We start from the raw sequence: 26,425 nt of genomic DNA on the forward strand, positions 1-26,425 counted from the left end.
ACAGGCGGGGTGGAGACGTCGAAAACGCAAGGACATGGCGCTGCGCGCCGGAGGATAAAAGCATGGCAGGAGTTCCCTTCGATCAGATGGACGGTCAGATCTGGTTCAACGGTGAGTTTGTCGATTGGAAGGACGCCAAGATCCTTGTTCTGACCCACGGGCTTCATTATGCGAGCGCCGTCTTCGAGGGCGAGCGCGCCTATGGTGGCCGCATCTTCAAGCTGACGGAGCACAATCAGCGCCTGCACAAGTCAGCCGAAATCCTCGGCTTCAAGGTTCCCTACAGCGTCGAGGAACTGGATGCCGCGACGATCGAACTTCTGAAGCGGCAGGGCTTTGCCGATGCCTACGTCCGGCCGATCGCCTGGCGTGGCTCGGAAATGATGGGCGTTTCGGCTCAGCACAACCGCATTAATGTCGCCATCGCCATCTGGCAGTGGGGCAGCTACTTCAACCCGGCCGAAAAGCTGAAGGGCATCCGCCTCGATATCGCGGAATACCGCCGGCCCGATCCGAAGACTGCGCCTTGCGCCTCCAAGGCTGCCGGTCTCTACATGATCTGCACCATCTCCAAGCATGCCGCCGAAGCCAAGGGCTACGCCGATGCGATGATGCTGGACTATCGCGGCCAGGTCGCCGAAGCCACCGGCGCCAACATCTTCTTCGTCAAGGACGGCGTCATTCATACGCCGGTGCCGGATTGCTTCCTGAACGGCATCACCCGCCAGACTGTGATCGAGCTTGCCAAGCGTCGCGGCTATCAGGTGGTCGAGCGGGTGATCATGCCGGAAGAGTTGTCGGATTTCTCCGAATGCTTCCTGACGGGTTCGGCCGCCGAAGTGACGCCGGTTTCGGAAATCGGCCCCTATCGCTTCACGCCGTCGACGATCTCGGAAACGCTGATGAACGACTATATGAAGGAAGTCTATCCGGCTGCCGCGGCTGCCGAATAAGCTCTCTTTTCTGCTTTGACGAAAGGCGGCCTTCGGGGCCGCCTTTCTGTTTTATTGGGGCTCTGACGGTCAGGCCCGCTTTCCGAGGACTGCGCCGGCAAGGCCGGTCAGCACGCCGCCGCCGACGAGGCCGCCGATGGCCTGGGCAACAAGCCCGGCCGCTGCCACTTCACCGCCAACCATCTGAATGAGAAAGCCGCCGCCAAGCCCGCCGATAGCGCCGACGATGGTGCGGGCGATGACGCTGAGGCCCTGCTGCTTGAGGGCGGCGCCCGCCGCATTGCCACCGGCGGCACCGGCGATCAGCTGAGTCAGGATAGGCAAAAGTGCTTCCATGCAAGTTGCTCCCATGTTTGGCCCGTGAGCAAGCTCCCCTCCCACGGGCGCAGTGCCGTCCATTCGGCCCTGAGAAGGTGCAGCCAAAGTGTGTCGGAGTCAATTTTCAACCTTCGGCTTAGGCCGGTGTCGCGGCCTCCGCGCTGTTCCTTTTGGAACTGAGAATTTTTGCGAAAGCTAAAATACTGGGATCGTTTCGTTTTCAGGAACCTTTATGGCCATCCGGCATTTATTGTGCAAAGAAAGGACCCGCACCATGCCTTCCGAATCCGCTTCCGTCCAACTTTCCGCCTCCCGCCAGTTGCGGCCGGTCGTGATCACCGTCGTTGCCGCAAAGCTCGCCGTTGCGGCGCTGCTCTTGACCACGGTGAACCTGCAGGCTTCGATCCCTCCGGTAGAATTCGCCGAACTCCGCTGATCTTTCCCAGTGGCGGCCGGCCGCAAGACCAGACTCCCGGTTTTCTTCTGCGTTGCTTACGCCTATATGCGGGGCAAAGCGTTTGAGAACGAGGCGAGCATGTTACAGGCAGGCATCATACCGGTTACCCATTTCCAGCAAAATTGCACGGTGCTGTTCGACGCCGATACCAAGGAGGGCGTGATCGTCGATCCCGGCGGGGATGTCGATGTGATCCTCCAGACGATCAGGGAAAACGGCATCACCCTGAAGGCGATCTGGCTGACCCATGGCCATATCGACCACGCCGGCGGGGCCAAGGAACTGAAGCAGGCGCTCGGCCTCGATATCATCGGCCCGCACAAGGGCGACCTGCCATTGCTCGAAAAGCTGGAAAGCCAGGCGGAACGCTTCGGCCTTGCCATGAAAGTCGAGAATGTGGTGCCGGACCGCTGGCTGGAAGACGGCGATACCGTTTCCTTCGGCGACCACGTGTTCGAGGTGCTTCATTGCCCCGGCCATGCGCCCGGCCACGTGGTTTATTTCAACCGCGCGCAGGGTTTCGCCCATGTCGGCGACGTGCTGTTTCACGGTTCGATCGGCCGCACCGATCTGCCCGGCGGCAATCACCAGCAATTGCTCGATTCGATCCGCGACAAGATCTTGCCGCTCGGCGACAGCGTCGGCTTCATCTGCGGCCATGGCCCCGGCGGCCAGATTGGCGAGGAGCGCCGCACCAATCCTTATCTGCGCGGACTTTAAGCGTCACACAAAAAAGGCCCGCTCCGATGCACGGAGCGGGCCTTTTCGCTGGGTTCAACCGGAGTTCGTTGCTGCGCAATTCCGGACGCAAAACCGCTACTTACTTTTCCAAATTGCTCTTAGCCGGCCTGGCAGAAATACTCGCGGCCGTCATAACCGCGGAAGGTGCCGGTGCGGGAATTGAACGAACGATAGCGGCGCGAGCAGTAGTCGTACCAGCCGGGAGTCCAGGGTTCGTAGCTGTAGCCGCTGTCAACCACGACCGGGCGCGGGCGGCGATAGACCGGGGCGGGCTGATAGTAATCGTCCGCCGGCGGGTCGATATAGACGCGCTCCTGATAACGCGGCTGGCTGGCGATGGCGCCGCCGACGATCAAGCCGGTCGCAAGGCCGGCTGCGCCCAGCGCCCAGGCATCGCTGTTGCTGTGATGATGGCCGTAGTCACGGCGATAGTAGCGGCGATCCCAATCGCCGGCATGGGCAGGCGCCAGGGCCGGCAACACGGTCGCGAGGGTTGCAAGGCCAAGCACAGCAGCTTTGATCATGTTCTTCATGGTTTTCGTCCCGTTCATCGACCGGAAGTCGTCCGGCCTTCTGATGAAACGAGACTATGACCACGAGCCTGAACGCAGCCTGAATAAAAAAACCCGGCAACAATGCCGGGCTTCAACGTGAATCGATACAGAGATCCGGTGATCAGCCGGAGATCTGCAGATTGACCGCCTTGGGGCCCTTGCCGCGGCGATCCGGTTCCGTGTCGAAGCTGACTTTCTGGTTTTCAGACAGTCCGTTCAGGCCGGAAGCCTGTACGGCGGAGATATGCACGAAGATATCCGCCCCACCGTTGTCAGGCTTGATGAAACCAAAGCCCTTATCGGTGTTGAAGAATTTAACAATGCCAGTTTCGGCCATGCGTCAGGTCCTTTTTCTCTGCCCGAAGCGGCGGGCAGCATTACGATGTTTGCCCTAGGGGCGTTGGGGCAGGCAGTTCTCGACGGGGTATGAAGGGACCTGTCAATACAGCCAGTCAGTCTCCTCTCGGCTGACTGCCCGGAACTTTTAGCGTCTCCGGCGCTCTTTATTCAAGGTCTTCCCATGTCCGTAAATTGCCCGAACGCAATAAGATTGCTGTGTTTATTTCGAATTGGCAAGCAAAAGTTTCTTGAAACAAGTTCGGTCTTTCACTTTGGGCAAAAAGCGATCAATTGCCGAAAAAACCGAACTTTTCGCAATTGCATCGCAAACTATTGAAATCGCTTATTTTTGCGAATTTGTGAGAAAATTTTAGGCGGTCCTGTCAGAAAATGTCGCAGTTTTTGCTGCGGCGCAAAGCTTGCATTTTCGCCGCCGATCCATGAACGGGACGTTAAGTTTGCGGTTTCCTGTTCCGTTTCGGGACAAGGCCATCAGGCGGCGGCGTGACCTGTTTTGCGCTTGGTCAGTTCCGGCACCAGTTCCACCAGCAGCATGGCGGCAAAAATGATGCCGCAGCCGACATAGCCGAGGGGGGTGATGGTTTCGCCGAGCAGCACCATGCCGAAGAGGGCGGCAAACAGCGCCTCGCTCGATAGGAAGATGGCGGCCTGCGGTGCCGTCGTATAGCGCTGGCCGACAACCTGGCAGGTAAAGGCGACGCCGCTCGACAGGATGCCGGCATAGAGGATTTCCGGCAGGGCATTGTTGATCGCCGCGAGACTGAGCGGCTCCAGGAACAGGGCAACAGCTGCGCTGGTGACGGAGCAGACGGCAAACTGCACCAGCGACAGCATCATCGGCCGGCCGGTGCTGCCGGCGAAGATGCCGACAAGCATCATCTGGATCGCCCAGAAGACGGCGCTGAGAATGGTCAGCATATCGCCGTCGTTGAGGCCGGCGAGCGAGCCGCCGCTCAGGAGGAAGATACCGAAAAGCGCCATGGCCGCTGCCGGCCAGATGATCCAGTGTGGCCTGCGGCGCAGGAAGACGACCGTGAGCAGCGGAACGAAGACGACATAAAGGCCGGTCAGGAAGCCGGAATTGGTGACGGTCGTGGTCAGGAGCCCCAACTGCTGCGTAATGGCGCCGAAAAACAGGGCGACGCCGATCAGCATGAAGTTGCGTATGCTGGCCTTCGGCAGGGGAGCCTCCGCCTTGCGGGTCTCGAAAAAGGCAAGAGGCGCGACGACCAGCGCGGCCAGTCCGAACTTCATCGCCGTGAACCACAGGGGATCGACCTCCTCCATCGCCGTCGATTGCGCGACGAAGCCCGCGCCCCAGATGGCGCCGGACAGGAGAAGGAGAAGATTGGCCTGAATGCGGTTCACGATGAAAAGTCCTGACGGCGTGTATGGAAGCCGTCAGGTATCAGCTGCCGTTTTTCTCGGCAAGTAGGCGGATATCGTGGGTTTCTGCGGTCGAGCGCCCTTCGGCGTCGATCAGTTCGGCCGTCACGATGTAGCGCATCGGGCCGCGTGTCGTCGCATCGAACGGCCAGCAGGTGGCGAGCGCGAGATTGTGGCCGGCGGCGTCCGCATCGATGCCGCTCTCATCCCAGCGGGCGACGCGGCCCTCGCCGGCGCGAAAGGCGAGGCGGCGGCCGTCCTTGCGGGTGACGACGAGGAGATCGCCGGGCTTCACATCCTTCAGCCAGCGGAAATGGGTATCGCGGTGGGCGGCGATGACAGCCGTGCCGCTGTCGCCCGGCTGCGGCGTGTTGGAAAGATGGGCGGGGCCGAAGGCCAGCGCCTCGCCACTGGCGCCGGCCAGCACCACGGCGGTCTCGCCGAGGCGCGGGGCGGTGATTTCCGCTTCGGTGGTGAAATCGGCCCAGGGCCAGGGTTTGGCGCCGGTCTCGCCGCTCAGTTCGGCGGCGAAGCTGCGCTGGAGCAGAACCTGCGACAGCTCCGCCTTGGCCTTCATATAGAGGCCCTTGCCGACGAGCAGGGCTCCGGCAAGGGCGATCATGGTGATGATCGCCAGAACGACGGTTTCGCCGGCACTGAGGCGCGCCAGAAATCCGGCGCGCCTTTCCCTGGGGGCTTCACGGTTCATAGCGGCTTCCGGCATTGGCGGTTGCGAGGCCCTGCATCTGCCAGCGCCAGATGCCGAAGGCGATCGAGGCCATGGCGGCGATGGCCATCAACAAAAGGCCGATCAGGATATGCCGGTCGGCAAGGGTCGCGGTCTGCGGCAAGGCGACGGGCTTGGCGGCTTGCGCGATCATGCTGGCGGCGCGGGCGGTCGGGGCGGCGGCCATCATGTCGGCGACCATCTCCGCTTCCGGGGAGGGCGCTGCCGCGGCATGCTTGGCGTTTCCGCCCGAGCCTTCCTCGCCAAGGACCTTGTCGAAATCCCAGCCTGCCGGCAGGTTGAGCGGCACCTTGGCCGATCCCAGCGGTTCACCGTTCGGGCGCGAGGGCGTCACGTCGACGGCAACGAGGCTGGTGACGCGCGAGACGAGATGGTGGGCGATCGCCACTTCCTCGATCTTCTTGTCGACGTCGGCCGGGTTGCCGGCGGTATAGGCTGATGCCTCGATGTCATCGATCTGACGGCGTGCCCAGAGCTTGGCGATGCCCTTGCCTTCGGAGGCCTTGGCGACATCCATGGCGATCTGCCAGGGCTGGCGGCCGGCGTCGCCGGAGATGCGCACCATGCCCTTCGGTGACGTGCCGTCGAGCACGGCCGTCAGCACCACCGGTTCGCCACGATAGAGGTCGGGCATCGGGTTCGGCGAGATATCGCGCACGGATTTCTCGTCGAAATCGGCGGAGATGTTTGTCATGGCAGGGTTTTCGAGCTTGGCGAAGAGTTCGCCCATGCGGGCTGCGATCTGGTCTTCCGAGCCGATCAGGGTGAAGGTGCCGCGACCGATTTCTGCGGCCTTGGTCATGAAGTGGCTATTGGGCGCCGAGCCGATGCCGACCGTGAAGACGCGGGCATCACCTCGATTGCCTGATATCTCCTCGAAAAGCTGCGCTTCGTTGCCGATTGCGCCATCGGTGAGGAATACGACCTGCCGCAGGGCATCCTTGGCGACTGGGCCTTGGGCGGAAAGGGCCGCCTGCAGCGCCGGCAGCATTTCCGTGCCGCCATCGGCGGTCAGGCCACGGACATAGGCGATCGCCTGCTCCCGCTTGTCGGGCGTGGCCGAAACCGGGCTCGGGAAATAGACGGTCATGGTGTCGTCGAATCGGATGACGTTGAATTTGTCGTCGGGACCGAGGCGGGAGATGGCGAGTGCGAGGCTTTCCTTCGCCTGCTCGATCGAGGTGCCGGACATGGAGCCGGAATTGTCGATGACGAAGATCACTTCGCGATGCGGCTTTTCCTCGTTGGCGCCGGCCTCAGTCGGTGGCGTGACGAAGCCGAGCAGGTAGGTCTTCCCGTCAATAGTCTCGCGGAACAGGCCAGCCTGCGGCGTCTTGCCGGCGACGGCCTTCCAGTTGAGTTCGAAATCGCGGTCGGCGGGCACGCTGTCGGCCTTGAGGGTGATCAGCCGGCCGGCATTGCCGTCTTCCTTGACGTCGATGTCATGGAAGGGTGAGGCAAGCGTGCCGATCGGGAAGCCGGCATCGAGTTTCACCGAAAGCTTGACCGGATTGATCCTGGCATTCTTCTTCGGATCGAGAACCGGAGCCTCGATCTTGTCGCGATCAGGCACGGGATCGCCGACGGCATAGCCGGTCGAGCCGAGATCGACGGTCTGGACGATCGGCTGCGGATTGTAGCGGGGCGCGACGACCATCGGGAAGCGGAAGGAAAACTCGCCGCCCGACTGGTGCACGCTGCTCTGATATTCGATCTGCACGACGATGGTTTCGCCGGGGCCGATATTGGCGACCTGGTTGGTGAAGATGTTCGGCCGCTGCTGTTCGAGAAGGGCGGTCTTCTTGCCCTCGGCCTTGGCGTCCTCGTAGATCTGGCGGGCTTCTTCGCGCGGCTTGATCTGGCCTTCGATGAAGCGCTCGCCGATCTGCATCTTCATGACATCGACGGCGGAATCCTCCGGCAGCGGGAAGACATAGGTGCCTTCCACCCATCCCTTGGACGGGTTCTGAAACCGCTGAGTGACGCGGGTGCGCATGATCGGTCCCGTCACGTCGATCTCGACATCGGTCGCCAGCCGTGGCGCTTCGACGAAATAGCCGGGCTGCGGCGAGGGGAAGAGCAGGGCGCCGGTGCCCATGTCGTTGGGACGAACGAGGCCGGGCGCGGTTTCCCGCGGCGGCGACGTTTCGGCAAAAGCGCGGGCGAAAAGCCCGGCGAGCATCAGAAAGCTCAGGCTCAGGGCCGCAAAGACCAGCACAAGCCCGAGGGTCATGGTGCCCCGGCTCGGCTGTGTCCGGGCCAATTGTTCGTCAAGTGACATTGCAGGACCCCTCCATTACAAAAGATTCATCTTTGCTTGAGAAGAGGCCCGGATATCGGCTGCACGAAGACTGAATTGCGGCGTGCCGGCGCAATTATCGTGTCGAAATCGTGATTTTGTGAAAAGGCGGAAAAGCGCCTGTTTTTCTTGAATAAAACGGCGGTCTTCAACGTCTGATTCAGCTTGGTCCGGCGCGCTCCGGCAGGGACAAAATCGAGAGTCATTTCAGGCGGCTGGCGCGACAGGCGGAGAAGATGATTCATCTTGGCCGCTGATGCCATCGATGAAACATTGTCATGGTAACGATTTTTGCCGGTTTCGCAGGCTCTTTAGCCTTGAAACCCACTCTCTCTTTCGACATACAGCTAACCGCTATGGAGCCCCGTGAGGCTCCCACTGGCCCGCATGCCGTTTCAACCTTGATCAGGACAACCGTATCATGGCCTTTCTTGCCGACGCTCTTTCCCGTGTGAAGCCATCCGCCACCATCGCCGTTTCCCAGAAAGCCCGTGAGCTGAAAGCCAAGGGTCGCGATGTGATTGGGCTTGGCGCAGGCGAGCCGGATTTCGATACGCCCGACAATATCAAGCAGGCGGCTATCGACGCCATCAATCGCGGTGAGACGAAGTACACGCCGGTTTCCGGTATCCCGGAACTGCGCAAGGCGATCGCGGAAAAGTTCAAGCGCGAAAACGGCCTGACCTACGCGCCGGAACAGACGATCGTCGGCACCGGCGGAAAGCAGATTCTTTTCAACGCCTTCATGGCGACGCTCAATGCGGGCGATGAAGTCGTTATCCCGACGCCTTACTGGGTTTCCTACCCGGAAATGGTCTCGCTGTGCGGCGGCACCCCGGTCTTCGTGGCGACCACCCAGGAAAACAAGTTCAAGCTGAAGGCCGAAGATCTGGAAAAGGCGATTACGCCGAAGACCAAGTGGTTCATCTTCAACTCGCCGTCCAACCCCTCGGGCGCTGCCTACAGCCACGACGAGCTGAAGGCGCTGACCGACGTTCTCGTGCGCCATCCGCATGTCTGGGTCCTGACCGACGACATGTACGAGCATCTGACCTATGGCGACTTCAAGTTCGTCACCCCGGTCGAGGTCGAGCCGGCGCTCTATGACCGCACGCTCACCATGAACGGCGTTTCCAAGGCCTATGCGATGACCGGCTGGCGTATCGGCTATGCCGCCGGCCCCTTGACGCTGATCAAGGCCATGGACATGATCCAGGGCCAGCAGACCTCGGGTGCGACCTCGATCGCCCAGTGGGCTGCCGTCGAGGCGCTGAACGGCACGCAGGATTTCATCCCGGAAAACAAGAAGATATTCGAAGGCCGCCGCGACCTCGTCGTCTCGATGCTCAATCAGGCCAAGGGCATCGAGTGCCCGTCGCCGGAAGGTGCCTTCTACGTCTACCCGTCGTGCAAGGGCCTGATCGGCAAGACCGCGCCCTCGGGCAAGGTCATAGAGACGGACGAGGACTTCGTGTCCGAGTTGCTCGAATCGGAAGGCGTCGCCGTGGTCCACGGCTCGGCCTTCGGCCTTGGCCCGAACTTCCGCATTTCCTATGCGACCTCGGAAGCTCAGCTTGAGGAAGCCTGCAAGCGCATCCAGCGCTTCTGCGCCGCCTGCAAGTAAAAGCACTCGTTATTTGTAGCGAAAACTGCCGGTGGCATCGCCCCCGGCAGTTTTTTTATGGGCGGTTTCCTTCTATAGCTGCGGCTGATCCCAGCGCATTTTCTTCGAATCGCAGAAATGCTCTGGCCCCCTTTTTCTTGCGCATTTCCGGTCATACGAGCGCTTCGCGCGCTTGCTGGAGATGCTTTGGGAGCCCTTCATGCTTGCGCCGCAGCACCGTATCTATACCTGCTTCTTCCTGTTCGCCGTGACGCTGGGCGCGCTCTTTGCCCGCATGCCGGACCTGCAGGTGGCGCTCGGCGTCGACAAGTCAGAGCTGGGGCTGACGCTGATCGGCATGTCGATCGGCTCGCTGATCTCGCTCACTCTCTCATCGCCGCTGATTGCGCGGCTCGGTGTGCGCACGACGGCATTTCTCACCGTGCTCGGCATTGCCGCGATCTTCGCCATCATTCCGTGGCTCGATGCGGCGCCCGCCGTCTTCGCCTGCTTCTTCTGCGCCGGCCTTCTCGGCGGGGCGCTGGAAATCAACCTCAATGTCGAGATCGACCGCATCGAAGCGCAGGCCAGCCGCGGCATGATGAGCCGCGCCCATGGTTTCTGGAGTCTCGGCTTCTTCGTCACCGCGCTGATCGCGTCGGGCATCCGCCAGGCCGGTATCTCGATGCAGGCGCATATGACGGGCACCGTCATCGCCGTCTTTGTAATCGGCGGTTTTGTCATTGCCGGAATCCGACCTGCGCCGGCCCGCGTCCAGCATGCGGATGCGAAAGCGCCGACGTTCGCGCTGCCGAGCCTGGGGCTTCTGCCGCTTTGCATCATCGGCATCGCTGCGTTTCTGGCGGAAGGAGCGGGCATCGACTGGTCGGCCATCTATATGCGCGACGTCTTTGCCGTCGAGCCGTTCGTCGGCGGCCTCGGGCTGACGCTCTTCACCTTCTGCATGGCGATGGCCCGGCTGTTTGCCGATCCGGTGGTCGATCGTTTTGGGGCGCGAACGGTGGCAACAGCGCTCACCCTGCTTGCGGCATCCGGCCTTGCCGCCGTGTCGTTTGCGCCGCACCCCTATCTAGCGCTGATCGGCTTCGCGGCGATCGGAGCGGGCTGCAGCGCTCTTTATCCGCTGACCATCTCGGCTGCCGCCCAGCGCACCGACCGGCCGGCGCATGTGAACGTCGCCGCCCTCGGGCAGGTGACCTTCATCGTCTTCTTCCTCGCGCCGCCGCTGCTCGGCTTCGTCGCGGAGCATGCCGGCATGCGCATCGCCTACCTCGTTTGCCTGCCGCCGATCGTCTTTTCGCTGTTTTGCCTGAAGGCGCTTCCGATCAGGCGGGCGCTCGACAGCACCGGGGAAGGCTGGGCGCCCGGAGAAGCCGGGCGGCCCTGAGCCGTTACGTCGGCTCCGAACCGGGCAGGATGATCTGCATGAAGGTGAGATCGAGCCAGCGGCCGAATTTGGTGCCGACTTCCTTCATCTCGCCGGTGATCGTGAAGCCGAGCTTTTCGTGCAGGCGAATGGAGCCGGTGTTTCCGGCCTCGATGCCCGCCACCATCACATGCTTGCCGAGGGCTACGGCGCGTTCGATCAGCGCCAGCATCAGCGCCTTGCCGATGCCGCCGCCGCGCTGGTTCTTCTCCACATAGACGGAATGCTCGACGGTGTGGCGATAGCCGTCGAAGGCGCGCCAGTCGCCGAAGGAGGCGTAGCCGGCGACCGTGCCATCTTCGGCAATCGCGACCAGCACCGGATAGCCGCTCTTCTGCCGGTCGGAAAACCATCTGGCGCGGTTTTCGAGATCGACGATCGTCTCGTTCCAGATCGCCGTCGTGTTGGCGACGGCATCGTTGTAGATATCGCGGATCGCCGGCAGGTCGTCGGGCGTCGCGTCGCGGATGATCATGGGCAGGCTCCGGTCTCGGCTAAAGCGCGTCGCGATCTTTCAGATTCGCTTTGGCGCTTTAGGTCTTTGTTTTGACGCATGTCGTCGCGCAAAACCGCTGCACACTTTTGCGCGACATGCTTTAGCCTGCCTGCTCTATACGATCCCGTCCCGCCCGGCACTTCGAAAATGCGCGTCGTGCGCAGAATATGGCAAAGCCGCCCGCGGTGTCGCGAGCGGCCTTGGTCGTCGATTATCGGAAATCAGGCGACCTTTTCGAGCGCCGGATAGTCCGTATAGCCCTTGGCGCCGCCGCCATAGAAGGTGGCCTGATCCGGCGTGTTGAGCGGAGCGTTTTCCTTCAGCCGTTCGACCAGATCGGGATTGGCGATGAACGGCTTGCCGAAGGCGACGAGATCGGCGCGGCCTTGTTCGACGGCATCGATGGCTTCTTGACGGTCGTAACCGTTGTTGACCATCCATGCGGCCTTGCCGCCGGCCTTTTCATAGGCTGCGCGCAGTGCCGGGTAATCGAACGGCTGGTCGCCCTGCTGATAATCGCGCGGGCCGCCCGTGGCGCCTTCGATGATGTGCACATAGGCGAGCGAGTACTTCGCCAGACCCTCGACAACATGGGTAAAGAGCGGCTGCGGATCGGGGTCGCTGGCGTCGTTGGCAGGCGTCACCGGAGAAATGCGGATGCCGGTGCGGCCTGCGCCGATTTCTCCGACGATCGCATCCACCACCTCGAACAGGAAGCGGGCGCGGTTTTCGATCGAGCCGCCGTACTGGTCGGTGCGCTGGTTGATGCCGGAGCGCAGGAACTGGTCGATGAGATAGCCGTTGGCCGCATGGATTTCCACGCCGTCGAAGCCGGCTTCGATGGCGGCGCGGGCGGCCTTGCGGTAATCCTCGACGATGCCGGGGATTTCGGAAAGCTCAAGCGCACGCGGCTCCGAGGTCTCGGCAAAGGAACCGGTGCCATCGGCATTGACGAGGTAGGTCTTGGATTTCGCGCGGACGGCCGAGGACGAAACCGGCTTGCCGCCGTTCGGCTGCAGGTCGGTGTGGGAAATACGGCCCACATGCCACATCTGCACGACGATCTTGCCGCCGGCCTTATGCACGGCGCCCGTCACCTTCTTCCAGCCATCCAGCGCTTCCTTGGTGTAGAGGCCGGGAACATCGGCGTAACCCTGACCCTGATGGGTAATGGCGGTTGCCTCGGTGATCAGCAGGCCGGCGGAGGCGCGCTGTTCGTAATAGGCGACGTTCAGCGCATTCGGCACGGCGCCCGGCGAGCGGTTGCGGGTGAGGGGCGCCATGACGATGCGGTTGTTGAGCGAGAGATCGCCGACTTGAATGGGGTCAAAAAGGGAAGCCATAGAATAGTCCTTTTCGTTCGTGGGGGAGGGAGGTGCTTGGGAGGTCCGGTTTTGCGGCCGGATAGTGTCGGCGAGGGCTCAGAGCGTCTCGCCGATATCTTTCAGGAACGCCCTGATGGTTTCCTCGTTCCGTTTGTAGAAAATCCACTGTCCGACACGACGCGTCGTCACGAGGCCGGCGCGCTGCAGGGTGGCGAGATGGGCCGATACGGTGGACTGGGAGAGGCCGCAGCGCTCGAACTGGCTGGCGCATACGCCCATGTCCAGCGGATGCTCCTGGCTCTTGAAATGTGCTTCCGGCTCCTTCAGCCAAGACAGAATCTCGACCCGCATGGGATGCGAGAGCGCCTTGAGGATGTCGTCCCTGTCCATGTCAAACTCTGTATCGTTAAATCTCGATATAGCGATATATAGATCGGAATTTTCCGATTTTAAAGGAAGGGCATTCTTTTTTTTTGGAAAAGCAGGCAAAAAAAGAGGCCCGCAACGGTTCTGTTGGGGCCATCTAGGTGTGAAGGTCAAAACCTCCAGAGGGGAACAGCTTCGGCGGTGGATACCGGGAGGAGAAGACCACCATGTGCCTCAGCTGTTACTAATATGGGGCTTAACGACAAATTTTCAATGCCTGCTATCGAAAAAAATGCAGCCGGCGGTGGTGGATCGACCTATCCCGCTGGAAAGAAGGCAAAAAAAGAGGCCCACAAGAAACTTGGGGCCTTTATAGTTATGAAGGTAATTAAACCTCCAGAGGGGAACAGCTGCTGCGGTGGCACTGGGAGGAAAAAGCCACCAAAAGTGCATCAGCTGGGTGCGGTATGCTGGTTTTTTGGGCGCTTCGCAATCCTTGAATGTGCATGTCAGCCATGTTCTGGGCGCAGCCCTGCGGAAAAAATATGCAAAAAACCAAAAAGCGGCGGAGTGTTAAATCCGCCGCTCTCGAAAATCTATAATAATCATAGAGATATTAGGGTTTTGCGTTTCGCCGGTTTTTTCGGCAGTGCGAAAATCGCGGTCAGAAGTTCCAGTTTCGTGCCTTGGCCACGATGAAATCGCGGAAGACTTTAAGCTTGGCGGCGTTCTTCATCTCGTCCGGATAGCAGAAATAGGTATCGAAAGACGGGATATCGGCGCCGATCGGCAGCTGGATGAGGCCCGGATCGCGGCCGACGATATAGTCCGGCATCATGGCGATGCCGATGCCGAGCAGGCAGGCACGCTTGATCGAGGTCTGGCTGTTGATCTGCAGATGCGAGGGGCGGGGATTATCCGCATCGCGGCCGGCGATTTCCAGCCAGTTGACGTCGAGCAGGTAGTTCGGCGCGGGTTCGCCGAAGGTGATGATGCGGTGGTTGTCCAAATCCTGGATCGACTGCGGCTCGCCGTGCTTGTTGATGTAGGACGGCGCGGCATAGACGTGCATGTGCACGGTGAAGAGCTTGCGCTGGATGAGGTCCGATTGTTGCGGCTGGCGCAGGCGGATGGCGCAATCGGCATGGCGCATGTTTACGTCCAGCTCCTCGTTGTCGAGGATCAGCTGCACCTGCATGTCAGGATAGAGCGACAGGAACTCCTGCACCTTGTCGGTGAGCCAGCCCTGGCCGAGGCCGACGGTGGTGGTGATGCGCAGCTTGCCGCTCGGCTTGTCGGTGGTCTCGGTCAGCTGAACCTTGACGCTTTCGAGCTTCATCAGCACTTCGTGGGCGGTTCGGTAGAGGATTTCGCCCTGTTCGGTGAGGATTAGGCCGCGTGCGTGGCGGTGAAAAAGCTTCAGGCCGACATCCTGCTCGAGCGAGGAGACCTGGCGGCTGATGGCCGACTGGGAAAGATGCAGCTTGTCTGCCGCATGGGTGAAGGAACCTGCCTCCGCCGCTGCATGAAAAATGCGCAGTTTATCCCAGTCTAGCGGCATGCTTTCCCCCAATATAGGTCCGCGGCGGAAACGCGGGCGCGTTCCGCCGGGAAGCTGATCAGTCTGTTCCCTCGCCGAAGGGTTTGATTCCCTTCGGCAATTCGCGGCTTCTATTCGGCCGCAATTGCGACAGGCATGTGGCCTGCCAAAAACTTTTCCGCCTCGAGCGCTGCCATGCAGCCCATTCCGGCGGCGGTGATCGCCTGACGGTAGATATCGTCGGTGACGTCGCCGGCGGCAAAGACGCCGGGAATGTCGGTCGCGGTCGAATCCGGCGCCGTCCAGAGATAGCCGTTCGGCTTCAGCCGCAGCTGGTCCTTGAACAGTTCGACCGCCGGCGCATGGCCGATGGCGACGAAGACGCCGTCGATCGGCATGTCGCTCGTCGCGCCGGTCCTGGTGTTGCGCAGCTTCACGCCGTTGACGGAGGCCGGCATCGGCGGCTTGGCGGGGGTACCGAGATATTCGACGACCTCATGATCCCAGATCACCTTGATGTTCTGTTTAGCGAACAGGCGTTCCTGCAGGATTTTTTCCGAGCGGAAGCTGTCGCGGCGGTGAACGACGGTCACGGTCTTGGCGAGGTTGGAAAGGTAGAGCGCCTCCTCGACGGCCGAATTGCCGCCACCGACGACGATCACGTCCTTGTTGCGATAGAAGAAGCCGTCACAGGTAGCGCAGGCCGACACACCGAAGCCCTGGAAGGTATGTTCCGTTTCGATGCCGAGCCACTTGGCCTTGGCGCCGGTGGCGATGACGACGGCATCGGCGGTCCAGTCGGTGCCGCTGTCGGTCGTGAGCTTGAAGGGACGAACGGAAAAATCGACGCTGGTGACGAGATCGTTGACGATCTCGGCACCCACATGCTGGGCCTGCTTCAGCATCTGTTCCATCATCCACGGACCCTGCACCGGATCGGCATAACCCGGATAGTTCTCGACATCCGTGGTGATCATCAACTGGCCGCCCTGTTCCATGCCGGCGATCAACACCGGATTGAGCATCGCGCGCGCCGAATAGATCGCGGCGGTATATCCGGCCGGACCGGAACCGATGATGAGAACTTTGGTGTGGCGGGCAGTCATGGCGTGCATCCCAGGTTCTGGCGGGGCGGGCGCAGAGCGTGGCCCGGCCGGGCGACCAGTTGAAAAACGTTTCCGTTATTTATGGATACCGGGGCCATATATACAAGGGCGGCGACGACGTTACCAACAATACATGCGCGATGTTGAAATTTTCTTGCGCAGAGGAGGCGTTCTGGTTCAGAAAGGCGACGATTCAGACAGGAGAACACCGTGTTTCGCGCCGAACTCGACAGCATCGATATCCGCATCCTGCGCGCCTTGCAGGCCGATGGAAGAATGACGAATGTCGAGCTTGCCTCGCGGGTCGGCATATCGGCGCCGCCCTGCCTGCGGCGCGTCCGGCGTCTGGAGGAAAAGGGGATCATCGAGGGCTACCACGCCATCCTGAATGGCCCGGCCCTCGGTCTCGATCTCGTCGCCTTCTGCATGGTGGGCCTGCGCCACCAGTCGGAAGCAAACCTCAAGTCCTTTTCGCTGGCGACCGCGGATTGGCCGCTGGTCCGTCAAGCATGGATGGTCTCCGGCGACAGCGATTTCCTTCTCCACTGTGTTGCCGAGAACCTGACGACATTCCAGGATTTCGTTATCGAAGTGCTGACCGCAAACGAGCAGGTCGATACCGTGCGCACGATGCTGACCATTCGTCAGGTCAAGAAACAGGGCATGATCGAAATCTGATGGGCGCCGACCGGCCCTTTCGTCGTAAGATCTGGAAGCTGGCGACCCGTGTCCTCTTTGGCAAACGCCGGGCGCACGCGCAGGACTGGTTGCCGAATCTCCGGGTGGAGCGGGATGAAAGCGGCCATTTCGATGGTGTCATCTTTCGGGGCGAGCGGGTTGCCGGACTTTGCAAGCTTCATGTTCTGAAAGAGCGGGCGGGTGATGAGATTTTCGTGGTCGGCTCGGGGCCTTCCATCGGCTCGCTGAAGGTCGACAGGATTCCTCCTCGCGCTGCCATATTGCTAAACGGGGCGATGGACCTGATCGGGCGTGGCGTAGTGCCGCTTGCCGTCGCCGTCGAGGACGAGCGTTTCGTCTATCGTCATTTCCGGCGTTTCATGGAGACCCTGGACAGAGAGATCGTCTGCCTTCTGTCCACGTCCGCCTTGCGGGCGATCTGCGAACTCGATCGGGTCTGGCTGCAAAATCGCGACATCATCCTGATCGACAATATCGCCAAGCCTTATGGCGCGGATGCCCGCGGCATCGATAGCCTGAAAGCTTTGCCTTTCGTTCGCATCGGCAAGGACGGCGCAGGTTTCTCACTCGACCCCGAAAAGGGTGTCTTTCAGGGCGGTTCCGTGGCGACATCGGCAACGCAGTTCGCGGTTGCATGCGCGCCCGGTCTGATCGGATTTCTCGGTGTCGATATTTCGAATGCCGGACAGCCACGTTTCTATGAAGATGGCCGCAGCGTCGCGTTTTCAGGGATTGTCCGTGCGCAGGATCGCATCTTGAGGCATATCGCGCTTGCGCGCGATGTCGCTGCGGAACAAGGTATTCGGTTCGAGAATTTCTCTCCGCCGTCGGCGCTTTCGCAGTGCGGCATCCCGTTCAGCGGGCGCTTCAGCGACTGAGCTATTTCGTCTCCGCTTCCTGTTTGCGCCGTTTGTCGAGGATGCGCTCCTTTTTGGATTTCCGCTTCAAACCCCGGATGGCGTTGTAGATGACGCGCAGCGGCATGGTGATTGAAATCAGCTTGTCGACATGGCGGCTGGTGTTCTCAAGGCGCAGGGACAGCACCTGCGCCGCCGCGAAACTGACATCGAGCGGGTCGATATCGGGAAAATGCTGGCTCAGCGCCCGGTAGGGATTGAAAGCCGGCTTGCCGATATCGAGCCGACCGTTGGCGGCCAGCAGATGCAGGACCGATTGTTCGAAACTCCAGTCATGAATATGGAAAAGCTTCCATTTGCTGCCGCGCTGGCCGGAAAAGCCGTTCAGCACGATAACGCGGTCCTTCACTTTTTCGCACAACCATACTGCCAGCGCGAAACCGGAACTTGCGGTGTGGGCGTAAGGGTAGAAATTTGTGAAGTAGCTGGCCAGATCCAGGCTCCCGGCAGGCGTCGGGGCAAATTCCTCCGGCGTCATCAGATGCTCGAATTCGACGGTCCGCAGATTCATCACGCCTGCAAACCCTTTACCCGGCAGCAGCGCGACCATCTGTCCGAGAAGGTTGCGATAGACCAATTCGGAGCCCGCCTGGTTGCTGCGGGTGACGAGCAAGGAGTTGCCCTCGAACGGCCTTTTCAGGACACGATTGATTTTATTGAAGAAAACGAAAAGTGTCGTCTCAGGGTAAGCGGCTGCGATCTCTTCGAAAGATTGCTCGTCGGAATTGGCGATGAGGACGATATGCGAATAGGACGAAAAAAATTCCATCCAGTCTTCGTCGCTGCGGCGTCCAAGCGTCAGGCTTGCCGAGGTATTCATTTCACTCATGATTTCCTGATCCATCGTGATGGGCAAACCCGGAGATAGCGGCAAGCGCACCAAAAGGCTAGCCAAGCAGCTTTTCATAGATAATGGAAATAGCCTGCGCCTCACGGGAGATATCGAAGTGATCGTGGGTCCGCTTTTCACCGGCCAGCCCGTGTGCGACCGCTTTTTCGGGGTCGGCAAAATAGATTTCGATGGCAGCGCGCAGGGCTTCATAGTCTCCCGCCGGAACGACTTCGCCGGTCTCTCCGGGGGCGATAAGCTCTGCATAGGCACCGGCATCCGATGCGACCACCGCCGTCCGGGATGCCATCGCCTCCAACGGTGTCAGCCCGAAACCTTCGTTTCGCGACGGTGCAACATAGAGGCAAAGTCGCCGGTACCAAGGCTTGATGTCATCGACCTCGCCAAGAAAGGCGATGCGATCGGAAAGGCCGTTGCGGGCGACGAGATCCTTCAGTTCGGATGCGAAGGCTGTGTGCTCTGGAGTTACCCTTCCGCAGACCACCGCCGACCAACGCGGATAACGCGGCAGAAGCTCGACCATAGCCCGCACGAAAAGATCGGTGCCTTTCTGATGGCGCACACGGCCGAAGCAGCCAACCAGAAACGGATCAGAGGCCATTTCATTTGCCTTGGGGGCGCGAAATACCTCGAGGTTGATGCCGTGATTGATCACTGTGTGAGGCACCTCAAGGAAAGAACCCGAAGTGTCCGAGGTGGCGATGACGGCATCCATGCGTCGGATCAGAAATCGCGTCCAGGCCGAATGGCGGCGTTGCGCCGCTGACGTGAAGAGAATTTTCAGCTTCATCCCGAGCAGATCGCGCAGGATGATCGCCGGCAGCATTTCGAGGTTGCGGCGGGCGTGCCAGACGCGGTTCTTTCGCCCAGGCGGCGGCGTCCAGAGCTGGAGCAGGTCGCGGAAGCGGATGTGCGGCAGATCGGCCGGCAGGCCGGGGCCGAGGGTCGCGATCTTCTGGCCGAGCGCACGCTGGACCGGTATGAGCTGGATGATCGTCGAAGTGACGCCGGAGAGGCGTTTCTTGAAATTCGGTGCGATGATCTCGACGTCGCGGATGGGGATCACGGCTGGTGGCTCCGTGTTTTCGGGAAAGCCCGGATTTCAGGAAAAAGCCCGGAGGGAACGGCTCCATCCGGGCTTGATCGATGACTGAAACTTGAAGGGCATCAGCCCCAATTGATCGCCAGAATCTCGTAGGCCTTGGAGCCGCCGGGGGCGACGACTTCGATCGAATCGCCCACTTCCTTGCCGATCAGCGCGCGGGCGATCGGCGAGGAGATGGAGATGCGGCCCTGCTTGACGTCGGCTTCCTGGTCGCCGACGATCTGGTAGGTCTTGTTTTCTTCCGTATCCTCGTCGACAAGCTTGACGGTCGCGCCAAACTTGACGGTGGTGCCGGACATTTTCGACAGGTCGATCACTTCCGCGCGGGCAACGAAATCCTCAAGCTCGCCGATCCGGCCTTCGTTATGGCTCTGGGCTTCCTTGGCGGCGTGATATTCTGCGTTTTCCGAGAGGTCGCCATGGGCGCGGGCTTCAGCAATCGCTTCGATGATCCGCGGACGCTCTTCCTGCTGACGCCAGCGCAGCTCTTCCTGCAGCTTGACGAAACCGCTCTGGGTCATCGGCACTTTTTCGACCATTTCACTGTCCTTCATAATGCGCGCGGGGCCCGCATGGCGGGCCCGACGCAAAAGAAAACGGCCTCCGGGGGATTAAGCCCGGAACCGTCCGAAACATTTGAACGAGAGTTATAGCAGAGATCGCATTCGAAAAGCCAGATTTTTCGCAAACCCTATGCGCCAGCAGTATCGGCTCTCCGGCAAAATAGGAACGCAAATGCCGTGCCGGCAAGGAACAAATAGTCTTCCGTTCCATTGTTTGTGAAAGGACGCCAAAGCCATGCAAACTCCCACGCCAGATCAGATCGATGCCCGTATCAACGCACACAGGCGGCTTCTCGTCGCGTTGATCGCCTACATCGCCAGGGACGAAAAAGGGCTCGCCTTCCTCGAAGGCCTGCTTTGCGACACGGAGATCGTCAGCGATCACGAGGAAGACCCCGGCATCGAGCCCGACAGCGGATTCGCTGCCCAGCAGATCGGCGACGAGGAGATGCGTGCCATCGTCAAGGCCGCTCTCGCCCGCGCCCGCGCGACGGCGGCGCCCTGAAACGCAGCCGGCCAACGGTCGGTCAAGCTGGAGGATGAAGCAATGTTGAACACCGGCGAAAGCCTGAAACTCTTCCGTCTCGTTCCGGTCGCTGCACCGAACGATTCGAACTGGGATGTCGCAGAAAACATGGGCGAGGTGGTCGTCAGAGCGTTTTCACCCGCTGACGCGCGTGTCGTTGCCGCCCAGGCGGAACTGGACTTCACCGAAATCGATTCCATGCCGGCGGAGGGAAACTCGACCCGCGATGCAAGCGCTTTCCGCAACGAGCGGCTTTATGCCGTACGCGAGCAAAAGCCGACCATCGATATCCGGCAGGAAGGGCCGCGCGGCGTTGTCGAAGGCACGGTCTCCGTTGCGACAATCAAGCCGACGCAGGTTCTGTGAGGGGAGAAAGCCTCCCTCACACAATTCGTTTCAGGTCAGCCGCTCAGAAGTAGCTTTGCAGCGGCCGCACTTCCAGGCTTCCGGCCTTCAGCGCCTTGATGGCGTTGGCGGCGGCTTCGGCGCCGGCCATCGTCGTGTAGTAAGGCACCTTCTGCATCAGCGTCGCGCGACGCAGCGACTTCGAATCCGAGATCGCCTTGTTTGAATCCGTCGTGTTGATGACGAGCTGGACTTGGCGGTTGCGGATCGCGTCCTCGACGTGCGGGCGGCCTTCCTGCACCTTGTTGACCTTCGTTGCCTCGATGCCGTTTTCGGCCAGGAAACGCTGAGTGCCGCCGGTGGCGAGAACCTTGAAGCCGATATCGGTGAGGATGCGGATCGCAGGCAGCACCCGCTCCTTGTCCTCATCGCGCACCGACACGAACACCGCGCCATCGCGCGGCAGATCGACGCCGGCCCCGAGCTGGGCCTTGGCGAAGGCCAGCGCGAAATCGGTATCGAGGCCGATGACTTCGCCGGTCGAGCGCATTTCCGGTCCGAGCAGAATATCGACGCCGGGGAAGCGGGCGAACGGGAAGACGGCTTCCTTGACGGCGATGTGCTTCAGCTTGCGGGGATCGGGCTTTTCGCCATAAGCGGCGAAGGTCGCATCGAGCTTCTCGCCGGCCATGACGCGGGCGGCGATCTTGGCGATCGGGGCGCCGATGGTCTTGGCGACGAAGGGCACCGTGCGCGATGCGCGCGGGTTGACTTCGAGAACGTAGACGGTGCCGTCCTTGATGGCGAACTGCACGTTCATCAGGCCACCGACGTTCAGCGCCTTGGCCATGGCCTTCGCCTGACGTTCCAGTTCGTCGATCATCTCGTCGGACAGCGTGCGCGGCGGCAGCGAGCAAGCCGAGTCGCCCGAGTGGATGCCGGCTTCCTCGATATGTTCCATGATCCCTGCAACATAAACATCGGTGCCATCGGAGAGGCAATCGACGTCGACTTCGATGGCGTTGGTCAGGTAGCTGTCGAACAGCAGCGGGTTCTTGCCGAGCAGGGTGTTGATCTGGCCGGTCTTGTCGTTCGGGTAACGCTGCTTGATATCTTCCGGCACCAGTTCCGGCACGGTGTCGAGCAGGTAGGTCTGCAGCATCGATTCCGAGTGGATGATCTGCATGGCGCGGCCGCCAAGGACGTAAGACGGGCGCACGACGAGCGGGAAGCCGATTTCCGACGCAACCAGACGAGCCTGCTCGACGGAGTAGGCGATGCCGTTGTTCGGCTGGTTGAGATCGAGCTTCATCAGCAGCTTCTGGAAGCGGTCGCGGTCTTCGGCGAGATCGATCGCATCCGGTGCGGTGCCGAGGATCGGGATACCGTTCTTTTCCAGCGCTTCGGCGAGCTTCAGCGGGGTCTGGCCGCCGAACTGGACGATGACGCCGACGACTTCGCCCTTTTCCTGCTCGATCTTCAGGATTTCGATCACGTCTTCGGCCGTCAACGGCTCGAAATACAGGCGGTCGGAGGTGTCGTAGTCTGTCGATACGGTTTCCGGGTTGCAGTTGATCATGATTGCTTCATAGCCGGCATCCTTCAGGGCGAAGGCGGCGTGGCAGCAGCAATAGTCGAACTCGATGCCCTGGCCGATGCGGTTTGGACCGCCGCCGAGGATCACGACCTTCTTGCGGTCGGAGATGCCGGCCTCGGAACGGGCGGCGCCGTTGAAGGGCGTCTCGTAGGTCGAATACATATAGGCGGTCGGCGAGGCGAATTCGGCGGCGCAGGTATCGATGCGCTTGAAGACCGGGCGGACGTTGAGGCCATTGCGCAGCTCGGCCACTTCCTTCGGGCGCTTGCCGGAAAGTGTGGCGAGGCGGGCGTCGGAGAAGCCCATGGCCTTCAGCTTGCGCAGGTTTTCTGCGTCGCCCGGCAGGCCGTGTTCGCGGATGCGGGCTTCCATGTCGACGATCGCCTTGAGCTGGGCGATGAACCACGGATCGATCTTCGAACCGTCATGCACTTCGCGCTCGCTCAAGCCCATGCGCAGCGCCTGGGCGACCATGCGCAGGCGGTCCGGGGTCGGCGTGCCGATGGCGGCGCGCATCGCGTTCTTGTCGTTGCCGTCGCCGAGGCCGGGGATTTCGATTTCATCGAGGCCGGTCAGGCCGGTTTCCATGCCGCGCAGGGCCTTCTGCAGCGATTCGGCAAAGGTGCGGCCGATGGCCATGACTTCGCCGACCGACTTCATGGCCGTCGTCAGTGTCGTGCCGGCACCGGGGAACTTTTCGAAGGCGAAACGCGGGATCTTGGTGACGACGTAGTCGATCGAGGGCTCGAACGACGCCGGGGTCGCGCCGCCGGTGATGTCGTTTTCGAGTTCGTCGAGCGTGTAGCCGATGGCGAGCTTGGCGGCGATCTTGGCGATCGGGAAGCCGGTGGCCTTCGACGCCAGCGCAGAGGAGCGCGACACGCGCGGGTTCATTTCGATGACGACGAGGCGGCCATTCGCCGGATTGACGGCGAACTGCACGTTCGAGCCGCCGGTCTCGACGCCGATCTCACGCAGCACCGCGATCGAGGCGTTGCGCATGATCTGGTATTCCTTGTCGGTCAGCGTCAGGGCCGGCGCGACGGTGATCGAATCGCCCGTGTGGACGCCCATCGGGTCGATGTTTTCGATCGAGCAGATGATGATGCAGTTGTCCGCGGTGTCGCGAACCACTTCCATCTCATATTCCTTCCAGCCGAGAACCGATTCCTCGATCAGGACTTCTGTGGTCGGCGAGGCATCGAGGCCGCCGGAGACGATCTCGAAGAATTCCGAGCGGTTGTAGGCGATGCCGCCGCCGGTGCCGCCGAGGGTGAAGGAGGGGCGAATGATGGCGGGCAGGCCGACTTCGTCGATCGCCTGGGCGGCGATCGCCATGGCGTGGCTCATATAGCGCTGCTTGCGGTCGGTCTCGCCGAGGTTCCACTGGTTTTCCAGCTCATCCAGCGCCTTGTCGAGGTCGGCACCCGAAAGCGAGGCCTTGAGCTTGGCGCGCTCGGCCTCGTGGGTCTTGCGGTCGGCATCCTTGATCTCGGTGGCGTTGGCGAGCAGCGAGCGCGGGGTTTCAAGGCCGATGCGGGCCATGGCTTCGCGGAAGAGGGCGCGGTCTTCGGCCATATCGATGGCGGCGGGCTTGGCGCCGATCATCTCGACATTGTAGCGATCGAGCACGCCCATTCTTTTCAGGGAGAGCGCGGTGTTGAGCGCTGTCTGGCCGCCCATGGTCGGCAAGAGCGCGTCCGGGCGTTCCTTGGCGATGATCTTGGCGACGACTTCCGGCGTGATCGGCTCGACATAGGTTGCGTCGGCAAGACCCGGATCGGTCATAATCGTCGCCGGGTTGGAGTTGACCAGGATGACCCGATAACCCTCTTCCTTCAGCGCCTTGCAGGCCTGGGTGCCGGAATAGTCGAATTCGCATGCCTGGCCGATGACGATCGGACCCGCGCCGATGATGAGGATCGATTTCAAATCTTGGCGCTTGGGCATCGGCTCTATCCGTTCTTGCGCGTGCGCGAAAAAGCCGGCCAGGGTGGGAGGATCACCGGCCGGGGCGCATGCTTGTCAGTTAAAAGGCTAGAAGCGGCTTATAGGCAAATGTATTGCCGAGCGGAACCCCGAAAATCAAGGAATCGACAGAAACTGCACATGCTTTCGCCGATGCGGGGAAATGCCGGCGGCGTCCGTCCGCCATGCAGCGCAAGTTTATTGAATAGGCCTTGCACAAATTCTCGTCTGGCGCGTTATATGCAAGCTCAGGCTTCTTTTTCGCAGCCGGCAAAAGATAAAGCAGACGGGAGAGCAGCGTCATGGAATGGAAGGGCCGTCGCCAATCGGGCAATATCGAAGATGCGCGCGGATCGGGTCCGGTGCGCGGTGGCATGGGCGGCAATCCCTTCGGCCGCGGCGGCGGCTTCCGCATTCCGACCGGGAGCGGTGGTCGCGGCGGCGGCATGAGCATCGGCACGATCATCTTCCTTGTCGTCATCTATTTCGTCCTGAAGATGATGGGTATCGACCTTTTGCAGGTAATGGATGGCGGCCAGGTGAGCCCGAGCCCGTCCGGTTACGAGCAGAGCGACGGCACCACCCAAAGCACCGCCGAGGAAGGAGAGCGCAAGGCCTTCGTCGCCACCGTGCTGGCAGAGACGGAAGATACGTGGAACGGCATTTTCCAGGCCAGCGGCCGCACCTATGAGGAGCCGAAGCTGGTCCTCTTCCGAGACGGCATCAATTCGGCCTGCGGCACGGCCTCGTCCGCAACCGGCCCGTTCTATTGCCCCGGCGACCACAAGGTCTATCTCGATATGTCGTTCTTCGACGAACTCGCGCAGCGCTTCGATGCGTCCGGCGATTTCGCGGAAGCCTATGTCGTCGCTCACGAGGTCGGCCACCATGTCCAGAACCTTCTCGGCATCCTGCCGAAGGTCAACGCCCAGCGCCAGCGCATGAGTGAGGCCGAATCCAACCAGATGTCCGTCCGAACAGAGCTGCAGGCCGATTGCTTCGCCGGCATCTGGGGCAAATATACCCAGCAGAAGGGCATTCTGGACAAGGGCGATCTTGAGGAAGCCCTGAACGCCGCGCAGCAGATCGGCGACGACACGCTGCAGAAGCGCACGCAGGGTTATGTCGTGCCGGAAAGCTTCAACCACGGCACGTCCGAACAGCGTTCCCGCTGGTTCAAACGCGGTTTCGACAGCGGCAAGCTTTCGGCCTGCGATACGTTTAACAGCGACATCTGATCGCAATGACGGATAGCGAAACGACGCGCTGCCTGCGTGGCAGATGCCTGTGCGGCGCGGTCGAATATGCGGTGGCGGATGCCTTCGAATATGCGCTGAATTGCCATTGTTCGAACTGCCGCCGCGCTACCGGTTCAGCCTTCAAGGCGTTCGCCGGGATCGAACGGGCATCTCTGGAACTGGTAAACGGCGCCGATGGCGTCCTTATCTATGGGGATGAGCAGGGGGCGCACGATGTTCACTGCGCCACCTGCGGCTCGCTTCTCCATTCGGTCGTTCGTGAGGGGCGCTATGTCCATGTGACGATGGGCACGCTCACCGATACGCCTTCGATTCGACCGACCGCCCATATTTTCGTGGGCTCGAAGGCGCCGTGGCATGAGATCACCGACGGATTGCCGGCCTACGACGAATTTCCCGACGTTTGAGGTTATTGAAAGCGCCCGGCGCTGTTCTAGCTGTCCTCGCTCAAACCGGAGGAGACGGACATGGAAACCAACGAATTGCATCGGGGACGCCTGATCGATCATATCCAGCTTGTCGTGCGTGATCTTGCAGCGAGCCGGGATTTTTACGGCGCGATCTTCGAGGTGCTCGGCATCCCGATCGGCGGCGAGGAAGAAAGCTATTTCTGGGCCGACGAACTCTTCATTTCATCGGCCGATAGCGAAGCTGCCGCAGGCAAGCTCACCGGCCGGCATCATCTTGCGTTTCAGGCCGCCGACGAGGCGACGGTTCGCGCCTTCCATGAGGCCGGCCTTGCCCATGGAGGGCAAGATAATGGCGGGCCGGGCGAAAGGCCTTACCACCCCGGCTATTATGCCGCCTTCCTGCTCGATCCGGATGGCAACAATATCGAGGCGGTTTTTCACGGGGTCGCGAAGCGCAGCGCGCCTTCGGTGAAGATCACGTTCTAGC

General features: G+C 61.1%; 29 protein-coding genes. 12 read left to right on the forward strand and 17 right to left on the reverse strand.

Annotated elements, in window-relative coordinates; genetic code table 11:
• Positions 1 to 62: 62 nt before the first annotated feature.
• Positions 63 to 953 carry a branched-chain amino acid aminotransferase gene (locus ASC86_RS13870; RefSeq protein ID WP_056321952.1) on the forward strand — a complete coding sequence of 297 codons (891 nt, stop codon included), beginning with the start codon at positions 63 to 65 and terminating at the stop codon, positions 951 to 953.
• Between the two features lie 69 nt (positions 954 to 1,022).
• On the opposite strand, the gene ASC86_RS13875 is transcribed toward ASC86_RS13870, so the two are convergent.
• Positions 1,023 to 1,289, reverse strand: coding sequence for a hypothetical protein (locus ASC86_RS13875; RefSeq protein WP_056321954.1), 267 nt, complete (start codon positions 1,287 to 1,289; stop codon positions 1,023 to 1,025).
• A gap of 256 nt (positions 1,290 to 1,545) precedes the next feature.
• Here ASC86_RS13875 and ASC86_RS26260 point away from each other — a divergent pair, with 256 nt between their 5' ends.
• Together ASC86_RS26260 and ASC86_RS13880 are read left to right on the forward strand one after the other, a co-directional pair.
• The gene (locus ASC86_RS26260; RefSeq protein ID WP_200943814.1) at positions 1,546 to 1,707 is read left to right on the forward strand and encodes a hypothetical protein; all 162 of its coding nucleotides are present in this window, start codon (positions 1,546 to 1,548) and stop codon (positions 1,705 to 1,707) included.
• Positions 1,708 to 1,806: 99 nt separating this feature from the next.
• Positions 1,807 to 2,448, forward strand: coding sequence for an MBL fold metallo-hydrolase (locus ASC86_RS13880; RefSeq protein WP_056322617.1), 642 nt, complete (start codon positions 1,807 to 1,809; stop codon positions 2,446 to 2,448).
• Between the two features lie 119 nt (positions 2,449 to 2,567).
• Here ASC86_RS13880 and ASC86_RS13885 read toward each other — a convergent pair whose 3' ends face one another.
• From ASC86_RS13885 to ASC86_RS13910, 6 genes are all read right to left on the reverse strand, one after another.
• Entirely contained in the window at positions 2,568 to 3,002 is a 435-nt protein-coding gene (locus ASC86_RS13885) for a BA14K family protein (protein ID WP_056321957.1), read from the reverse strand.
• 142 nt (positions 3,003 to 3,144) lie between these two features.
• Positions 3,145 to 3,360, reverse strand: coding sequence for a cold-shock protein (locus ASC86_RS13890; protein WP_018326972.1), 216 nt, complete (start codon positions 3,358 to 3,360; stop codon positions 3,145 to 3,147).
• 494 nt (positions 3,361 to 3,854) lie between these two features.
• Positions 3,855 to 4,751 carry a DMT family transporter gene (locus tag ASC86_RS13895; protein ID WP_056321961.1) on the reverse strand — a complete coding sequence of 299 codons (897 nt, stop codon included), beginning with the start codon at positions 4,749 to 4,751 and terminating at the stop codon, positions 3,855 to 3,857.
• Positions 4,752 to 4,791: 40 nt separating this feature from the next.
• Positions 4,792 to 5,478 (reverse strand): class GN sortase, encoded by a 687-nt coding sequence (locus ASC86_RS13900; protein ID WP_056321965.1) that lies wholly within the window; start codon positions 5,476 to 5,478, stop codon positions 4,792 to 4,794.
• A complete protein-coding gene (locus ASC86_RS13905; protein WP_056321968.1) occupies positions 5,468 to 7,798 on the reverse strand; it encodes a marine proteobacterial sortase target protein in 2,331 nt (776 codons plus the stop codon). The genes ASC86_RS13900 and ASC86_RS13905 overlap by 11 nt, the downstream gene beginning before the upstream one ends.
• A 26-nt stretch (positions 7,799 to 7,824) precedes the next feature.
• Positions 7,825 to 8,061: a hypothetical protein gene (locus tag ASC86_RS13910; RefSeq protein ID WP_156387046.1), complete on the reverse strand. Its 237-nt coding sequence runs from the start codon at positions 8,059 to 8,061 to the stop codon at positions 7,825 to 7,827.
• A gap of 176 nt (positions 8,062 to 8,237) precedes the next feature.
• On the opposite strand from ASC86_RS13910, the gene ASC86_RS13915 reads away from it, so the two are divergent.
• Positions 8,238 to 9,440: a pyridoxal phosphate-dependent aminotransferase gene (locus ASC86_RS13915; RefSeq protein ID WP_056321974.1), complete on the forward strand. Its 1,203-nt coding sequence runs from the start codon at positions 8,238 to 8,240 to the stop codon at positions 9,438 to 9,440.
• 199 nt (positions 9,441 to 9,639) lie between these two features.
• Positions 9,640 to 10,827, forward strand: coding sequence for an MFS transporter (locus ASC86_RS13920; protein ID WP_056321977.1), 1,188 nt, complete (start codon positions 9,640 to 9,642; stop codon positions 10,825 to 10,827).
• Between the two features lie 4 nt (positions 10,828 to 10,831).
• Here ASC86_RS13920 and ASC86_RS13925 read toward each other — a convergent pair whose 3' ends face one another.
• The 5 genes from ASC86_RS13925 to trxB all read right to left on the reverse strand — a co-directional run bounded on the left by ASC86_RS13925 (position 10,832) and on the right by trxB (position 15,699).
• Positions 10,832 to 11,341: a GNAT family N-acetyltransferase gene (locus ASC86_RS13925; RefSeq protein ID WP_056321980.1), complete on the reverse strand. Its 510-nt coding sequence runs from the start codon at positions 11,339 to 11,341 to the stop codon at positions 10,832 to 10,834.
• A 242-nt stretch (positions 11,342 to 11,583) separates the two neighbouring features.
• Positions 11,584 to 12,705, reverse strand: a complete 1,122-nt coding sequence (locus ASC86_RS13930; protein ID WP_056321984.1) for an alkene reductase — start codon at positions 12,703 to 12,705, stop codon at positions 11,584 to 11,586.
• Between the two features lie 78 nt (positions 12,706 to 12,783).
• Positions 12,784 to 13,077 carry a metalloregulator ArsR/SmtB family transcription factor gene (locus ASC86_RS13935; RefSeq protein ID WP_056321987.1) on the reverse strand — a complete coding sequence of 98 codons (294 nt, stop codon included), beginning with the start codon at positions 13,075 to 13,077 and terminating at the stop codon, positions 12,784 to 12,786.
• Positions 13,078 to 13,717: 640 nt separating this feature from the next.
• Positions 13,718 to 14,614 (reverse strand): LysR family transcriptional regulator VtlR, encoded by an 897-nt coding sequence (locus ASC86_RS13940; RefSeq protein WP_056321989.1) that lies wholly within the window; start codon positions 14,612 to 14,614, stop codon positions 13,718 to 13,720.
• A gap of 110 nt (positions 14,615 to 14,724) precedes the next feature.
• A complete protein-coding gene (gene trxB, locus ASC86_RS13945; RefSeq protein ID WP_056321992.1) occupies positions 14,725 to 15,699 on the reverse strand; it encodes a thioredoxin-disulfide reductase in 975 nt (324 codons plus the stop codon).
• A 210-nt stretch (positions 15,700 to 15,909) separates the two neighbouring features.
• Here trxB and ASC86_RS13950 point away from each other — a divergent pair, with 210 nt between their 5' ends.
• Both ASC86_RS13950 and ASC86_RS13955 read left to right on the forward strand, forming a co-directional pair.
• The gene (locus ASC86_RS13950; protein ID WP_056321993.1) at positions 15,910 to 16,377 is read left to right on the forward strand and encodes an Lrp/AsnC family transcriptional regulator; all 468 of its coding nucleotides are present in this window, start codon (positions 15,910 to 15,912) and stop codon (positions 16,375 to 16,377) included.
• Positions 16,377 to 17,276 (forward strand): hypothetical protein, encoded by a 900-nt coding sequence (locus ASC86_RS13955; RefSeq protein WP_056321996.1) that lies wholly within the window; start codon positions 16,377 to 16,379, stop codon positions 17,274 to 17,276. Before ASC86_RS13950 ends, ASC86_RS13955 begins: the two co-directional genes overlap by 1 nt.
• Before the next feature lies 1 nt (position 17,277).
• On the opposite strand, the gene ASC86_RS13960 is transcribed toward ASC86_RS13955, so the two are convergent.
• The 3 genes from ASC86_RS13960 to greA form a co-directional block, all read right to left on the reverse strand.
• A complete protein-coding gene (locus ASC86_RS13960) occupies positions 17,278 to 18,210 on the reverse strand; it encodes a 3-deoxy-manno-octulosonate cytidylyltransferase (RefSeq protein WP_156387047.1) in 933 nt (310 codons plus the stop codon).
• A complete protein-coding gene (locus tag ASC86_RS13965; protein ID WP_156387048.1) occupies positions 18,203 to 19,231 on the reverse strand; it encodes a glycosyltransferase family 4 protein in 1,029 nt (342 codons plus the stop codon). Before ASC86_RS13965 ends, ASC86_RS13960 begins: the two co-directional genes overlap by 8 nt.
• Before the next feature lie 101 nt (positions 19,232 to 19,332).
• A complete protein-coding gene (greA, locus tag ASC86_RS13970) occupies positions 19,333 to 19,809 on the reverse strand; it encodes a transcription elongation factor GreA (RefSeq protein WP_056322001.1) in 477 nt (158 codons plus the stop codon).
• Between the two features lie 259 nt (positions 19,810 to 20,068).
• On the opposite strand from greA, the gene ASC86_RS13975 reads away from it, so the two are divergent.
• Both ASC86_RS13975 and ASC86_RS13980 read left to right on the forward strand, forming a co-directional pair.
• The gene (locus ASC86_RS13975; RefSeq protein WP_056322004.1) at positions 20,069 to 20,338 is read left to right on the forward strand and encodes a hypothetical protein; all 270 of its coding nucleotides are present in this window, start codon (positions 20,069 to 20,071) and stop codon (positions 20,336 to 20,338) included.
• 42 nt (positions 20,339 to 20,380) lie between these two features.
• A complete protein-coding gene (locus tag ASC86_RS13980; RefSeq protein ID WP_056322007.1) occupies positions 20,381 to 20,725 on the forward strand; it encodes a hypothetical protein in 345 nt (114 codons plus the stop codon).
• 43 nt (positions 20,726 to 20,768) lie between these two features.
• On the opposite strand, the gene carB is transcribed toward ASC86_RS13980, so the two are convergent.
• Both carB and ASC86_RS13990 read right to left on the reverse strand, forming a co-directional pair.
• Positions 20,769 to 24,251, reverse strand: coding sequence for a carbamoyl-phosphate synthase large subunit (gene carB, locus ASC86_RS13985; protein WP_056322009.1), 3,483 nt, complete (start codon positions 24,249 to 24,251; stop codon positions 20,769 to 20,771).
• Between the two features lie 79 nt (positions 24,252 to 24,330).
• The gene (locus tag ASC86_RS13990) at positions 24,331 to 24,573 is read right to left on the reverse strand and encodes a hypothetical protein (RefSeq protein WP_056322012.1); all 243 of its coding nucleotides are present in this window, start codon (positions 24,571 to 24,573) and stop codon (positions 24,331 to 24,333) included.
• Between ASC86_RS13990 and ASC86_RS13995 the strand changes: the two genes are divergently transcribed.
• From ASC86_RS13995 to ASC86_RS14005, 3 genes are read left to right on the forward strand one after another with little or no spacing between them, the layout of a single operon-like run.
• The gene (locus tag ASC86_RS13995; RefSeq protein WP_056322015.1) at positions 24,572 to 25,507 is read left to right on the forward strand and encodes a neutral zinc metallopeptidase; all 936 of its coding nucleotides are present in this window, start codon (positions 24,572 to 24,574) and stop codon (positions 25,505 to 25,507) included. The two genes, ASC86_RS13990 and ASC86_RS13995, sit on opposite strands and share 2 nt — an antisense overlap.
• A 5-nt stretch (positions 25,508 to 25,512) precedes the next feature.
• Positions 25,513 to 25,935 (forward strand): GFA family protein, encoded by a 423-nt coding sequence (locus ASC86_RS14000; protein WP_056322018.1) that lies wholly within the window; start codon positions 25,513 to 25,515, stop codon positions 25,933 to 25,935.
• A 60-nt stretch (positions 25,936 to 25,995) separates the two neighbouring features.
• Positions 25,996 to 26,424 (forward strand): VOC family protein, encoded by a 429-nt coding sequence (locus ASC86_RS14005; protein ID WP_056322020.1) that lies wholly within the window; start codon positions 25,996 to 25,998, stop codon positions 26,422 to 26,424.
• Position 26,425 lies beyond the last annotated feature (1 nt).

This window comes from Rhizobium sp. Root1212 (assembly GCF_001424985.1).
Taxonomy (GTDB): domain Bacteria; phylum Pseudomonadota; class Alphaproteobacteria; order Rhizobiales; family Rhizobiaceae; genus Pararhizobium.